The following is a 12,818-nucleotide window of genomic DNA, read 5'->3' as shown; positions in this document are numbered from 1 at the left end:
CTCCTGATATCAGAATTCGAGCAGGGCCGCGCCCCACGTGAAACCGCCGCCCACACCCTCGACCAGCACTTTTTGACCGCGCTTGATGCGACCATCACGGACCGCTTCGTCGAGGGCAAGGGGGACCGAGGCCGCGGAGGTATTGCCATGGCGGTCAACCGTGACGATGACGCGCTCACGGTCAATACCGAGTTTCCTACCGGTTGCCTCAATGATCCGGATATTGGCTTGATGCGGAATCAGCCAGTCGACACCGGAAGTCTGGATGCCTGCCGTTGTGCAGACCTCTTCGGCGATTTCGGCTAGTACGCGAACGGCAAACTTGAAGACTGCCTGTCCATCCATGCGAAGGAAAGGGTCACCGGTTACCTGGCCGCCACACACCTGACCCGGCACATTGAGGATACCGACCTGGCTCCCATCGGCATGCATGGCAGTCGCCAGGATACCGGGTTTGTCGGAAGCCTCCAGCACCACTGCCCCGGCGCCATCTCCAAACAGCACGCAGGTTCCGCGGTCGTTCCAGTCGAGGATGCGGGAAAAGACTTCCGCCCCAATGACCAGTGCACGCTGGTGGCTACCGGAGCGGATGAATTTCTCAGCAATACCCAGGGCATAGACAAATCCGCTGCAGACGGCCTGAACATCGAAGGCAGCAGCCCCTTTGTTCCCTAGCTTGCCCTGAATAAGGCAGGCCGTGCTCGGAAAAATATAGTCCGGAGTCGACGTCGCCACGATGATCAGGTCGATGTCGGCCGCTGCGATACCGGCCATCTCGAGAGCCCGTTGTGCGGCAATCAGACCGAGTTCGCTCGACGTTGCCCCGGGCTCGGCGAGGTAGCGACTACGAATACCAGTGCGGGTGACGATCCATTCGTTGTTGGTATCGATGCCGCGGCTAGCCAGTTCGTCATTGCTGACCGGCTTGCCAGGAAGACAGCTGCCGGTACCAATCAGACGTGCATACATTCAGACACTCTCCACTGCAGCAGCCGGCATCATGTCGGCAATTCGGCTGGAAATGCGCTCCAGAACGCGGTTTTCGGCTGCATCGCAGGCTCGGGAAATGGCATTGCCGAAGGCCAACACGTCGGCAGATCCATGACTCTTCACCGAAATCCCTTTCAAACCGAGCAGAATCGCCCCGTTGTAACGGCGATGATCGAAACGACGCTTGAAGTTGTTGAGCACCGAAATGGCAATCAGGGCAGCGAGCTTGGTCAACCAGTTGCGCTTGAACTCTTGGCGCAGGGATGACGCCAGCATCTGAGCCAACCCCTCCGAGGTCTTCAGCGCAACATTCCCGACGAAGCCGTCGCAAACGATGACGTCGGCCTCGCCCTTGTAGATGCCGTCCCCCTCGACGTTGCCGACAAAATTGAGGCCCGACGCGCGAAGCAGGTCGGCCGCCGCCTTGACGACTTCGTTGCCCTTGATTTCCTCTTCGCCGATATTGAGGATGCCGACGCTCGGTTGCTCCTTGTGCTCCATCGCCGCCACCAGCATGGCCCCCATGATGCCGAATTGCAGCAAGTGCTCTGGCCCGCAATCGACATTGGCCCCCAGATCCAGCATGTGGGTGTGGCCATTGACGGTTGGCAGGGGGGCACAGATCGCCGGGCGATCAATGCCGGGCAGCATTTTCAGCACAAAGCGGGAAATCGCCATCAGGGCGCCGGTGTTGCCGGCCGAAACGCAGGCATCCGCCTCGCCCGATTTAACCTGATTGATGGCGACCCGCATCGACGAATCTTTTTTGTTGCGTAAGGCAAGCGCTGGAGATTCGTCCATGCCGACAATTTCCGAGGCGTGGACGACGCGAATACGGGAATCCTGGGCATGGCTGCCGAGCAACGGACGAACCACCTCCTCCTGGCCGACCAGGATAAGATTGGCAGACGGATGCTCCGCAAGAAATTGAATGGCCGCCGGCACCGTCACTGACGGACCGTGGTCACCCCCCATGCAATCGATGGCAATGCGGGTTGTCATAGGCAAAATAAAAGGCAGGCGACTCATTGGAGCCGCCTGCCTCTCAGCGAAAAATTACTCGCCCTTGCCCTTCAGGACTTTCTTGCCACGGTAGAAACCGGTGGGGGAAACATGATGACGCAGATGCACCTCGCCGGTGGTCGATTCGACAGCCAGCGGCGGGTTGGTCAGGAAGTCGTGAGCGCGATGCATGCCACGCTTGGACGGGGACTTTTTGTTCTGTTGAACGGCCATGTTGTTACTCCAATAAAATCAGTTCGGCTTGCCTTTAAGCCCGGCCAAAGCGGCAAACGGATTACTCCGCTCACCGGCATCTGCCGCACCAGGCAAACCACATTTTTCGTGCCGCGGCGCCACCGGCAGGGCCAGGAGAATTTCATCCTCCACCAACTCGGCCACATCCAGCTCCTTCGCTACCGGCAGGAAATCCCGGGTGTCGTCTTCCAGCTCGTCTTGCGATAGTTCGGCACCCTCGGGAACGAGTTCCAGCAGGTTGTCGACATCGAGATCGAAAGGCACGGCCTTCAGGCAACGCTGGCACAGCAAGGGGATAACCCCTGTCACCACCAGTTGCAGCAGATACTCCCCGCGCGCCCCCTTGGAACCTTCGAGGCGAAAGGTGACTTCACCTTCCACAACGGCCAGCAAATCATGCAGGCGTTCAAGGGCTGAAAGCGGCAGCGTCCCCTCGAGAACACGCCCTTCCTTGGCAAACCGGAATGCGTCCGTAATCCGTTTCAATCTTGAGCTGTTGCGACTTAAACGATGGATGATATTATTTTTAGCTTTACAAGTCAAAACAAAGTGTCGCATCAAGTTAGTGCCGCAACACTTTGTTGTATTGAGTATTTCATGCCCCAAAAACTGATCCTGGCCTCAACTTCGCCCTATCGCCGCGAATTGTTGGGGCGCCTGGGCCTGCCTTTCGAGGTGGCCAATCCGCAAACCGATGAAACCCCCTTGCCCAATGAAACACCGGAGGCCTTGTCGCTACGACTGGCCGAAGCCAAGGCCCGGGCGGTCGCTGAACACTACCCGGACGCGCTGATCATCGGCAGCGACCAGGTCGCCACGGTCGACGGCCGCATTTATGGCAAGCCCGGCAGCCATGAGCGCGCAGTGGCCCAACTGCGCGAATTGTCCGGCAAAACCGTCAATTTCTTTACCGGCCTCTGCCTGCTCAATGCCACAACGGGCAATGCAGACATACGCGGCATTCCCACGCTGGTTACCTTTCGCCACTTGTCGATTGACGAAATCGAAAACTACCTGCGGCGCGAACCGGCCTATAACTGCGCCGGATCGGCCAAATCCGAGGGCCTCGGTATCGCACTCTTGAGCAGCATGCGGGGCGACGATCCCAACGCGCTGGTTGGTCTGCCGCTGATCGCGCTGTGCGACATGCTGCACCAACAGGGTATGTCGGTGCTCTGATGTTGGGCACGCTCTATCTGATTCCAGTCCCTCTCGGCCCAACACCACCACAGGGCTCCCTGACTGCGAGCGTATTGGCGACCATCCGTCCGCTCACCCATTTCATCGTCGAGCAGGCCAAGACTGCACGCGCCTTCTTGAAGGCCGCAGGCACGGATCGGCCGATCCAGGAACTGCACCTGGCTGAACTGAACGAACACACCAAACGAGAAGCGCTCAGCGAGCTCCTTGCCCCACTTCGCGCCGGGATCGATGTCGGCCTGTTGTCGGAAGCCGGTTGCCCGGCCGTCGCCGACCCCGGATCCAATCTGGTCGCCCTGGCGCAAGAGGAAGGGATCAGAGTTGTCCCGTTGATTGGCCCATCGTCGCTGCTGCTGGCGCTCATGGCCTCCGGGCTGAATGGCCAGCGCTTTGCCTTTCAAGGTTACCTGCCGGCCAAGGAGGCGGAGCGCACCAAAGCCCTGCGCGAGCTGGAGAGCGAATCCCGCAAGCGCGTCCAGACGCAGCTTTTCATCGAAACCCCCTATCGTAACCGGGTGATGTTCGATGCCATCCTGGCTACCTGCCACCCCGGGACGCGCCTGACCATTGCGACCGATCTGACCCTACCTGGCGAAAGCATCCGGACGCTCACCATCCAGCAATGGAAAAAACAAACGCCGCCCGATATCGAGCGGCGTCCAACGGTGTTCCTGCTGCTCGCCTGATTCAGAACAGGCGTACGCCGAGCGCCCCTTCCGACAAACCCTTCCAGAAACTGGCAGCGGTTCCGGCACCGAGGCGCTTGGCAAAGCGTTCAGCGATGTTGTCCTTGACGGAATAGTCGAGGACCTTTTCCGCCTTGATAATGTCGCGCGCCACGGAGTCGACGCTACCGTAGCCGTCGGCCAGGCCGATCTGAATACTCTGCGCCCCGGTCCACATCAGACCGGAGAACATGTCCGGCGTTTCCTTCAGGCGATTGCCGCGCCCTGCCTTGACGACATCGATGAACTGCTTGTGGATGTCGTCCAGCAACAACTGTGCATGCGCCTTGTGCTGCGGCGCCTGTGGTGAGAACGGGTCGAGGAAGCCCTTGTTTTCCCCAGCCGTCAGCAGGCGACGCTCCACCCCCGCCTTGTCCATCGTGCCGGTAAAGCCGAATCCATCCATCAACACGCCAATCGAGCCGACGATGCTCGCCTTGTTGACGTAGATATTGTCTGCGGCAGCCGCAACGTAGTATCCACCGGAAGCGCACATGTCCTCGACAACAGCGTAGAGGGGCTTATCGGGGAATTTCGTGCGCAAGCGGCGAATTTCGTCATTGACGATGCCCGCCTGGACCGGACTGCCGCCCGGGCTATTGATGCGCAGGATCACGCCGACCGCGTTCTTCTCCTCGAAGGCACTATTCAAGGCGGCAACGAGATTCTCGGCATTCGACTCGCCCTTTGCCTCGATCACGCCGATCAGGTTGACCATCGCCGTGTGCCGCTCCTGGTGCTCAGCGCCCGTCCCCCAGTCGACGACCGCAATCAGTACAGCCACGAGGTACATAAAGCCGAGAAGCTTGAACGCAATTCCCCAGCGCCGCCGGGCCCGCTGCTCATCGAGCGCGGCGAAGGCAAGTTTTTCCAGGGTTTTTCGCTCCCAGTTCGGATCGCTATTAGGCGGTTGAGGGGTATCCATCGTTATCTTTCAGACTCCAGCCAAATCATTCCATCGACCTCGCGGACCATCACTGGTTGCAGGCCCTTGCCCTGACAACGACCGCCAAGGCACTGCCCCGAATCCGGAGCATAAAGCGCGCCATGTATCGAGCAAATCAAGTATAGCTTGGAATGATCGAAGAACTCGCCCGGCATCCAGTCCAGCTCAGCCGGAACATGGCCGCATTCGTTCAGGTAGGCATGCACCTGCCCATGGAAACGGATCAAGAAGGCAGGAACCGGGCGCCCTTCCCGTTCGACAACAAAGCGAACACCGCGACCGGCCTCCACAACCTCTCTGCTGAGGCAGATCAGCCGTGCGTCTTCAGCCATTGATCCAGTTCGGCAACCGTGTGCAGGCAGGCAACCGGCTTGTGTTCAAGCAGGTGATCATGGGGATGGGCACCGTATGTCACGGCGAGCCCATCGACCCCGGCATTGCTGGCCATCAGCAGGTCATGCGAGGTGTCGCCAATCATGATGGTGGCCGCGCTGGCCATGCCGAATTCGGCCATCAACTCCTCAAGCATTTGCGGGTGAGGTTTTGAATGGCACTCGTCGGCGCAACGCGACGCCTGAAAATACTGGCGCAGGCCGGAATGATCGAGCGCCCGCTCCAGGCCAGCCCGGCTTTTACCTGTAGCGACGGTCAGCACATGACCAGCCTGCTTCAGGCTGGCGAGCATTTCCGGCACCCCCTCGAACAAGCTCAGTTCATGGTCGCCGGAGAGATAGTGGAAACGGTAGCGATCCACCATGTCCTGATAGCGCTCCGCTGGCAAATCGGGTACGGCGTGGCGCATGGCATCAACCAGGCCGAGGCCAATGACGTGACGCGCCTGGCGATCGGACGGAGGTGGCAAATCAAGATCGAGGCATGCCGCCTGAATGGCACGAACGATGGCGCCAGCCGAATCGAGCAGCGTGCCATCCCAATCAAAAACAAGCAGTTCGTATTTCATGATGCAGCGAGAATCTCTTCGTAGTTTGGTGCGGTGTATTCACGGCCACCCTTCCCGTCAAGAACCGCGAGATACCCGGCGATGCTATCTGGCAAAGGAGCAAGACACGCCATCGGAGCGGCCGTCAGCGGATGATGAAAGGACATGCGCCAGGCGTGTAGCGCCATGCGCTTGAGGCCGTGACGCTTCAATTCCTTGTTCAAGGCGAAATCACCGTACTTTTCATCGCCCAGAATCGGAAAGCCGAGATGGGAGAGATGCACCCGGATCTGGTGCGTGCGCCCGGTCTTCAGTTGCGCCTCAAGCAGACTCGCTTCGGGCCAGCGGGCAAGCAGGCGGAACACCGTATGCGATGCCTTGCCTTGCACATCGACCGAGACCCGGCGCTCACCACTCTCGGTCAGGTATTTGTGCAAGGGCAGTTTGACGTGCTGGATATTGTTCATCCAGCGCCCCTTCACCAGCACGAGATAACGCTTGTCAGCCCCTGCCCCATGCTCGCGAAACATGTCGTGCAAGGCCGTGAGGGCCAGGCGTTTCTTGCCAACCAGCAGAATGCCCGAGGTTTCCCGGTCGAGGCGGTGCGCCAGTTCGAGAAACTTGGCCCGCGGCCTCTGTCGGCGCAAGGCTTCGATGACACCGAAGCTGACACCACTCCCGCCGTGGACCGCAATGCCTTCCGGCTTGTCCACGACCAGCATGGCCTCGTCTTCGTAAATGATCGGCAGGTCGACCCGTTGCTTGGCCACTTCATCCATTTCGTTCTGCGGCCTTGCGGCAATACGGATGGGCGGAATACGAACGCTGTCCCCCGGGCAGAGTCGGTAGGTCGCTTCGACCCGCCGGCTATTCACCCGCACTTCACCACTACGCAAAATGCGGTAGATGTGGCTCTTGGGAACCCCCTTGCAAAGGCGGATCAAAAAGTTGTCAAGGCGCTGGCCTTGCTCTTCATCGCCGATCACGACATGTGCGACTGAATTGTTACCTGCGCCATTCATTTTTCTAATATACTGCCTGCGTTTTACGTCTCGGTTTGCAAGAGATGCCGAACCGTCAGACCGTTCGCCCTCGCGCTGTCAGCGCGACCGCCAAGCGGCAGGTTTCGAAGTCTTTCCTGCGCCAATTGCCCAGGCCAGACCAACGTGAAACGACTGGTTAAGTTCACTCACCAAAAGTAGTGATGTTAATGGATAAGCCCACGGTAAGCACGCACGATTGCCTGTGGCAGGAATTTTCAGGCCGCGCATTTCAATAATAAACACGCGACCATCTGTTGATCAGCACCTTCGAATCGCCTTTGCCCTCATCACCTACATGAACGCAACCCGATAAAGAATTGTCGCTGCCTGCCAAGGCGTTTCGTTGCCGCGTACCAATGTGTGCGGGAGCCCGAAAACAATGAAACGCATGCTCTTCAATGCGACACAGGCGGAAGAACTCCGTGTCGCCATTGTCGATGGTCAGAAACTGATCGATCTCGACATTGAATCCGCCGCCAAGGAACAACGTAAAAGCAATATCTACAAGGGTGTCATCACCCGGATCGAGCCTTCCCTCGAAGCCTGCTTCGTTGATTACGGTGCCGATCGCCACGGCTTCCTACCGTTCAAGGAAGTCTCCCGTGCCTACTTCCAGCCGGGGGTCGAAGCCGGCAAGGCCAAGATCAACGAGGCGCTGAAGGAAGGTCAGGAACTGATCGTCCAGGTCGACAAGGACGAGCGTGGCAACAAGGGCGCCGCCCTGACCACCTATGTTTCGCTGGCCGGCCGCTACCTGGTTCTGATGCCGAACAATCCGCGTGGCGGTGGCGTTTCCCGTCGCGTCGACGGCGACGAACGCGCCGAACTGCGCGAAGTCATGGATCAGCTCGAAGTGCCCAACGGCATGAGCCTGATCGCCCGTACCGCCGCCATCGGCCGCCAGGCCGAGGAACTGCAGTGGGATCTGAACTACCTGCTGCAACTGTGGACCGCCATCGAAGGTGCCGCCCAGCAACAATCGGGGGCCTTCCTGATTTATCTCGAAGGCAGCCTGGTCATTCGTGCCATCCGCGACTATTTCCAGCCGGACATCGGTGAAATCCTGATCGACACCGACGAGGTCTATGAACAGGCCCGCGCCTTCATGGGTACGGTCATGCCGGGCAACGTCAATCGCGTCAAGCGCTACCGTGACGATGTGCCGCTGTTCTCGCGCTTCCAGATTGAACACCAGATCGAAACGGCCTTCGCCCGCCAGGTCAACCTGCCCTCCGGCGGCGCCATCGTCATCGACCATACCGAAGCGCTGGTGGCAGTGGACGTTAACTCGGGCCGCGCCACCAAAGGCTCTGATATCGAGGAAACGGCACTCAAGACCAACCTCGAAGCAGCCGATGAACTGGCCCGCCAATTGCGCCTGCGCGACCTTGGCGGCCTGATCGTCATCGACTTCATCGACATGGAAAGCAGCAAGAACCAGCGCGAAGTCGAAAACCGCCTGCGCGATGCGCTGCGTTACGACCGGGCCCGCGTTCAGATGGGCAAGATCAGTCGCTTTGGCTTGATGGAACTGTCGCGCCAGCGCCTGCGCCCGGCTCTCGCCGAAACCAGCTACATCCCCTGCCCGCGCTGCACCGGGACCGGCCATATTCGCTCGACCGAATCGGCTGCGCTGCATATCCTGCGCATCCTCGAAGAGGAAGCGATGAAGGAAAACACCGGCGCCGTGCACGTTCAGGTTCCTGTCGATGTCGCCACCTTCCTGCTCAACGAAAAGCGTCCGGATATCCAGGCCATCGAGTTGCGCCACAAGGTCACCATCCTGCTCATTCCGAACGTCCATCTGGAAACGCCGGCCCACACCATCACCCGCCTGCGCCATGACGACCTGAACCATGACGATTCGCGCGAGCCGTCCTACAAGATGGTCGACATGCCGATCGAGGATGCGATCAAGCAGGCTACTCAGCAGGAAGCCGCCAAGCCGCGCCAGGAAGCGGCCATCAAGGGTGTCTCGCCCGAGCAGCCGGCTCCGATCATGCCAGAAAAGACCGAAGCTCCTGCCCCGGCCCCGGTTGCTGCCAAGCCGGAGGGTGGCCTGTTCTCGCGGATTTTCTCGTGGTTCCGCTCGTCGCCCCAGCCGGTCGAACCCGTTGCTGCCCCCGAGCCGACCAAGAAGCCACGGGAAGCCCGCTCCGACAACCGTCGCGAGCGCGATGGTCGCCGTGGCGGCCGTAACGGCAACCGCCGTGATGAAGAGCGTGGTGAACGCAAGGAACGCCCCGGCCGCGCCGAGCGCCCGAGCGAGAAGCCGGCCCAGGACGAAGCCGCGGCAGGTACAGGCGACCGCCAGGAGCGCCGTCAACGCGGTGAGCGGAAAGAGCGTCGCGAACGCCAGCAGCCGGAAACGGTTGAAAACAAGCTGACCGTCGTTGCCGCGGAAACGATGGCCAACACCGCACCAGTTACCGGTAACGAAACACCGGAGGTGAATGGCAACGAGGAACAGGGTGGACGTCGCCGCGGTCGTCGTGGTGGTCGCGGTCGTGGCGAGCGTCGCAGCGAAGGCGAGAACGCCATCGTCGCGGCCGGCGAATCCGTTCCGGCAGCGGCCGAAGCGGTCGCCGCCCCGGTGGACCAGGAGCCGGTCGTCGTCGTCATTCCGGCAGCCGAACCGATTTCGGAAGCGCCAGTGGTCGTCGAGCCGGTTGCCGCCGTTGAAGCTGTTACGGAAGTCGTGTCCGTACCGAGCGCAACGGTTGTTGCCGAACAAGCGGCTGTCGTTGAAGCCGAGCCGCTTGTCGCTGTTGTCGCCGAGCCGGTTGAAGCGATCGCCGAAGCCGTGGCCGAGCCGGTCACCCCGGCCGTTGTCGCCGAACCGATCGACGTCACGTCGGCACTCGCCGACAGCGGCCTGGTGATGGTTCAGACAACCGCTGCACCGGTTGCGGTGGCTCCGGTCGAGCCGCCGGTCAAGTTGGGACGTCCGCGCAAGCAGAACCCGCTGGCCGCTCAGGCTGACAGCGAACCGCTGGTCATGGTGGAAACGAGCAAATAAGCGTTTTCACCAGCAGATAAACCAAGGGGCACCCTCGGGTGCCCCTTTCCTTTTCTAGCTGCCGAAAATGAGTGCGTCAGCCACGCCCGAGGCGTTGCTTGATGTCCTCGATCAGGCCCAGCGAAGCGTCCTCGACCATGTCGAGTACGAGATCGAAACCATGACCGAGGCCATAGTAGGGATCCGGTACCTCGTCGTCATCGAAGTTCCTGGCGTAGTGCATGAACAGACCAATGCGCTCCTGCTGTTCCGGTGTTGCCATGCGCCGCAGGTTGTCGAGATTGCTCTTGTCCATGGCAAGAATCAGGTCGAAATAATCCAGATCCTGGCGCGCCACCTTGCGCGCTCGCAGTTGCGACAGGTTGTAGCCCCGGGCTGAGGCGGCACGCTGGGTACGCGAATCTGGAGCTTCGCCGACGTGGTAGCCGTGCGTTCCCGCAGAGTCAACTTCAACTTTATCACCCAACCTATTGTTTTTAATGAAGTGACGCAAAACACCTTCTGCAGTTGGGGAGCGGCATATATTCCCCATGCAGACCAGTAGCACGCGAAAAGTCATTTTGTCTCATCTCCGTCAGGGTCGTGCCGGGCCGCACCGAACACCCGCTCCCTGAGCCGGAAGAGTTCGTCGCGGGCCGCCGCCGCTTTTTCGAATTCCAGGTTTTTCGCGCACTCCAGCATCTGTTTTTCGAGCCGCTTGATCTCCCTGGCAACTGCTTTTTCGTCCATGGCATCGTAGGTTGCCTGCTGCTGGGCAGCCTTCAGTTCGGTCTGGGCCGTTTCGACATCGTAAACGCCGTCGATGATGTCCTTGATCTTCTTCGACACCCCGCGCGGCGTAATACCGTGCCGCTGGTTGAAGCTGATCTGCCTTTCCCGCCGCCGTTCGGTCTCGGCGATGGCACGCTGCATGGATTGCGTAACTGTATCAGCATAGAGGATCGCTGTGCCATGGATGTGTCGCGCCGCCCGGCCTATGGTCTGGATCAGCGAGCGCTCGGAGCGCAGAAAGCCCTCCTTGTCGGCGTCGAGGATGGCAACCAGCGATACTTCCGGGATATCCAGGCCTTCACGCAACAGGTTGATGCCGACTAGGACGTCGAATTCGCCCAAGCGCAGGTCGCGGATGATTTCGACGCGTTCGACGGTATCGATATCGGAATGCAGATAGCGGACCTTGATGCCGTTGTCGCCGAGGAAATCGGTCAGGTCTTCGGCCATGCGCTTGGTGAGCGTCGTGACGAGAACCCGTTCGCCAACGGCGATACGCTTGCCGATTTCGACCAGCAGATCATCGACCTGGGTCGAGGCCGGGCGAACGATGACACCCGGGTCGATCAGGCCGGTCGGCCGGACAACCTGTTCCACCACCTGCCCGGCATGCTGCTGTTCGTAATCGGCGGGCGTCGCCGAAACGAACACCGTTTGCCGCATGCGGGCTTCGAATTCATCGAATTTTAGCGGCCGGTTATCCAGGGCTGACGGCAGACGAAAGCCGTAATCGACAAGGTTTTCCTTGCGCGAACGGTCGCCCTTGTACATGCCGCCGACCTGTCCAATGGCGACGTGCGATTCGTCGATGAACATCAACGCATCTGGCGGCAGGTAGTCGATCAGCGTCGGAGGCGCCTCGCCCGCCTTGCGCCCGGAGAAATGCCGGGAATAATTTTCGATGCCCTTACAGAAGCCGATCTGGTCGAGCATTTCAAGATCAAACTTGGTGCGCTGCTCGATGCGTTGCGCTTCAACCAGCCTGTTGTTCGCAGTGAAGAAATCGATCCGCAGGCGCAACTCCTCCTTGATCGCCTCGATCGCGCGCAACACCGTGGTACGCGGCGTGACGTAATGCGAGGCGGGGAAGACCGTGAAGCGGAGGGCCTTGTGCAAGAGGTGGCCGGTGAGTGGATCGAAGAACTGCAGGCCGTCGATTTCATCGTCGAACAGGGAAACCCGGATGGCGTGTTCGGCATGTTCGGCCGGGAAAATGTCGATCACATCGCCGCGCACGCGGAAGGTGCCGCGATGGAAATCCATCTCGTTGCGCTCGTACTGCATGTCCGACAAGCGCTTGATGATCGAGCGTTGGTCGAGTTTGTCGCCGACCCGCATGGTCAGGATCATGTTGTGATATTCGTCGCGGTCGCCGATGCCGTAGATGCAGGAAACGGTGGCGACGATCACCACATCACGCCGCTCGATCAGGCTCTTGGTCGCCGACAGGCGCATCTGCTCGATGTGGTCGTTGATCGCGCTGTCCTTCTCGATGAATAGATCGCGCGACGGCACGTAGGCTTCCGGCTGGTAGTAGTCGTAATACGAAACGAAGTACTCGACGGCGTTTTCCGGGAAAAACTCCTTGAATTCCGAATAGAGCTGGGCAGCCAGCGTCTTGTTCGGGGCGAGTACCAAGGCCGGGCGCCCCAGGCGGGCAATGACGTTGGCCATCGTGTAGGTCTTGCCCGAGCCCGTTACACCGAGCAAGGTCTGGAAGGACAGGCCGTCCTCGATTCCTTCGGCCAGCAAGCGAATCGCCTCGGGCTGATCGCCGGCTGGCGGAAACGGTTGATGCAGACGGAAAGGACTGTCCTCGAAGGTGACGACCGGCGTGCAGGTGTTCGTTTGGCTCATGCTAGAATTCTTCGGTTTTCTCTCGCGCAGCCAGCGGGCGGCGTGATCATTGTTCGTATTATTCCACGGA

Annotated in this window: 13 protein-coding genes; 3 read left to right on the top strand and 10 right to left on the bottom strand. The window is 60.0% G+C overall.

The genetic code is table 11. The features are described 5' to 3' along the window. Positions 1-9: 9 nt before the first annotated feature. Genes K420_RS0113135 through K420_RS0113120 form a run of 4 tightly spaced genes read right to left on the bottom strand, consistent with a single transcriptional unit; the run spans position 10 to position 2,805 of the window. Positions 10-969 carry a beta-ketoacyl-ACP synthase III gene (locus K420_RS0113135; RefSeq protein ID WP_027458472.1) on the bottom strand — a complete coding sequence of 320 codons (960 nt, stop codon included), beginning with the start codon at positions 967-969 and terminating at the stop codon, positions 10-12. Then, positions 970-1,992: a phosphate acyltransferase PlsX gene (gene plsX / locus K420_RS0113130; protein ID WP_027458471.1), complete on the bottom strand. Its 1,023-nt coding sequence runs from the start codon at positions 1,990-1,992 to the stop codon at positions 970-972. It lies immediately after the preceding gene. Positions 1,993-2,046: 54 nt separating this feature from the next. Next, complete coding sequence (gene rpmF / locus K420_RS0113125) at positions 2,047-2,226, bottom strand: 50S ribosomal protein L32 (RefSeq protein ID WP_027458470.1); 180 nt, start codon at positions 2,224-2,226, stop codon at positions 2,047-2,049. A gap of 18 nt (positions 2,227-2,244) precedes the next feature. Beyond that, on the bottom strand, positions 2,245-2,805 hold the full coding sequence (locus tag K420_RS0113120; RefSeq protein WP_084019660.1) for a YceD family protein: 561 nt from the start codon (positions 2,803-2,805) through the stop codon (positions 2,245-2,247). Between the two features lie 39 nt (positions 2,806-2,844). Here K420_RS0113120 and K420_RS0113115 point away from each other — a divergent pair, with 39 nt between their 5' ends. After that, positions 2,845-3,426 carry a Maf family protein gene (locus tag K420_RS0113115; RefSeq protein WP_027458468.1) on the top strand — a complete coding sequence of 194 codons (582 nt, stop codon included), beginning with the start codon at positions 2,845-2,847 and terminating at the stop codon, positions 3,424-3,426. Continuing rightward, positions 3,426-4,133: an SAM-dependent methyltransferase gene (locus K420_RS0113110; protein WP_027458467.1), complete on the top strand. Its 708-nt coding sequence runs from the start codon at positions 3,426-3,428 to the stop codon at positions 4,131-4,133. The genes K420_RS0113115 and K420_RS0113110 overlap by 1 nt, the downstream gene beginning before the upstream one ends. Position 4,134: 1 nt before the next feature. Here the strand turns inward: K420_RS0113110 and K420_RS0113105 are convergent, their stop codons facing one another. From K420_RS0113105 to K420_RS0113090, 4 genes are read right to left on the bottom strand one after another with little or no spacing between them, the layout of a single operon-like run. Then, positions 4,135-5,097, bottom strand: a complete 963-nt coding sequence (locus K420_RS0113105) for a S49 family peptidase (RefSeq protein ID WP_027458466.1) — start codon at positions 5,095-5,097, stop codon at positions 4,135-4,137. Between the two features lie 2 nt (positions 5,098-5,099). Beyond that, positions 5,100-5,450, bottom strand: coding sequence for a Rieske (2Fe-2S) protein (locus tag K420_RS20195; RefSeq protein WP_084019777.1), 351 nt, complete (start codon positions 5,448-5,450; stop codon positions 5,100-5,102). Continuing rightward, positions 5,429-6,079, bottom strand: a complete 651-nt coding sequence (locus K420_RS0113095) for an HAD family hydrolase (protein ID WP_035854820.1) — start codon at positions 6,077-6,079, stop codon at positions 5,429-5,431. The genes K420_RS20195 and K420_RS0113095 overlap by 22 nt, the downstream gene beginning before the upstream one ends. Further along, positions 6,076-7,080 carry an RluA family pseudouridine synthase gene (locus K420_RS0113090; RefSeq protein ID WP_027458463.1) on the bottom strand — a complete coding sequence of 335 codons (1,005 nt, stop codon included), beginning with the start codon at positions 7,078-7,080 and terminating at the stop codon, positions 6,076-6,078. Before K420_RS0113090 ends, K420_RS0113095 begins: the two co-directional genes overlap by 4 nt. A gap of 400 nt (positions 7,081-7,480) precedes the next feature. Here K420_RS0113090 and K420_RS0113085 point away from each other — a divergent pair, with 400 nt between their 5' ends. Beyond that, positions 7,481-10,120 carry an Rne/Rng family ribonuclease gene (locus K420_RS0113085; protein ID WP_027458462.1) on the top strand — a complete coding sequence of 880 codons (2,640 nt, stop codon included), beginning with the start codon at positions 7,481-7,483 and terminating at the stop codon, positions 10,118-10,120. Positions 10,121-10,196: 76 nt separating this feature from the next. On the opposite strand, the gene K420_RS0113080 is transcribed toward K420_RS0113085, so the two are convergent. Then, entirely contained in the window at positions 10,197-10,679 is a 483-nt protein-coding gene (locus tag K420_RS0113080) for a low molecular weight protein-tyrosine-phosphatase (RefSeq protein ID WP_027458461.1), read from the bottom strand. After that, complete coding sequence (gene uvrB / locus K420_RS0113075) at positions 10,676-12,748, bottom strand: excinuclease ABC subunit UvrB (RefSeq protein WP_027458460.1); 2,073 nt, start codon at positions 12,746-12,748, stop codon at positions 10,676-10,678. The genes K420_RS0113080 and uvrB overlap by 4 nt, the downstream gene beginning before the upstream one ends. Positions 12,749-12,818: the final 70 nt, after the last annotated feature.

The organism is Dechloromonas agitata is5 (assembly GCF_000519045.1).
GTDB classification, from domain to species: domain Bacteria; phylum Pseudomonadota; class Gammaproteobacteria; order Burkholderiales; family Rhodocyclaceae; genus Azonexus; species Azonexus agitatus.
The sequence above is the reverse complement of the archived record's forward strand: the minus strand, read 5'-3'. Positions and strand labels throughout refer to the sequence as shown.

Coding starts and splice junctions, on each gene's coding strand:
- K420_RS0113120 (WP_084019660.1), bottom strand. CDS start 2,805: ATGCGACACTTTGTTTTGACTTGTAAAGCTAAAAATAATATCATCCAT.
- K420_RS20195 (WP_084019777.1), bottom strand. CDS start 5,450: ATGGCTGAAGACGCACGGCTGATCTGCCTCAGCAGAGAGGTTGTGGAG.
- uvrB (WP_027458460.1), bottom strand. CDS start 12,748: ATGAGCCAAACGAACACCTGCACGCCGGTCGTCACCTTCGAGGACAGT.
- K420_RS0113090 (WP_027458463.1), bottom strand. CDS start 7,080: ATGAATGGCGCAGGTAACAATTCAGTCGCACATGTCGTGATCGGCGAT.
- plsX (WP_027458471.1), bottom strand. CDS start 1,992: ATGACAACCCGCATTGCCATCGATTGCATGGGGGGTGACCACGGTCCG.
- rpmF (WP_027458470.1), bottom strand. CDS start 2,226: ATGGCCGTTCAACAGAACAAAAAGTCCCCGTCCAAGCGTGGCATGCAT.
- K420_RS0113080 (WP_027458461.1), bottom strand. CDS start 10,679: ATGACTTTTCGCGTGCTACTGGTCTGCATGGGGAATATATGCCGCTCC.
- K420_RS0113110 (WP_027458467.1), top strand. CDS start 3,426: ATGTTGGGCACGCTCTATCTGATTCCAGTCCCTCTCGGCCCAACACCA.
- K420_RS0113085 (WP_027458462.1), top strand. CDS start 7,481: ATGAAACGCATGCTCTTCAATGCGACACAGGCGGAAGAACTCCGTGTC.
- K420_RS0113105 (WP_027458466.1), bottom strand. CDS start 5,097: ATGGATACCCCTCAACCGCCTAATAGCGATCCGAACTGGGAGCGAAAA.
- K420_RS0113095 (WP_035854820.1), bottom strand. CDS start 6,079: ATGAAATACGAACTGCTTGTTTTTGATTGGGATGGCACGCTGCTCGAT.
- K420_RS0113115 (WP_027458468.1), top strand. CDS start 2,845: ATGCCCCAAAAACTGATCCTGGCCTCAACTTCGCCCTATCGCCGCGAA.
- K420_RS0113135 (WP_027458472.1), bottom strand. CDS start 969: ATGTATGCACGTCTGATTGGTACCGGCAGCTGTCTTCCTGGCAAGCCG.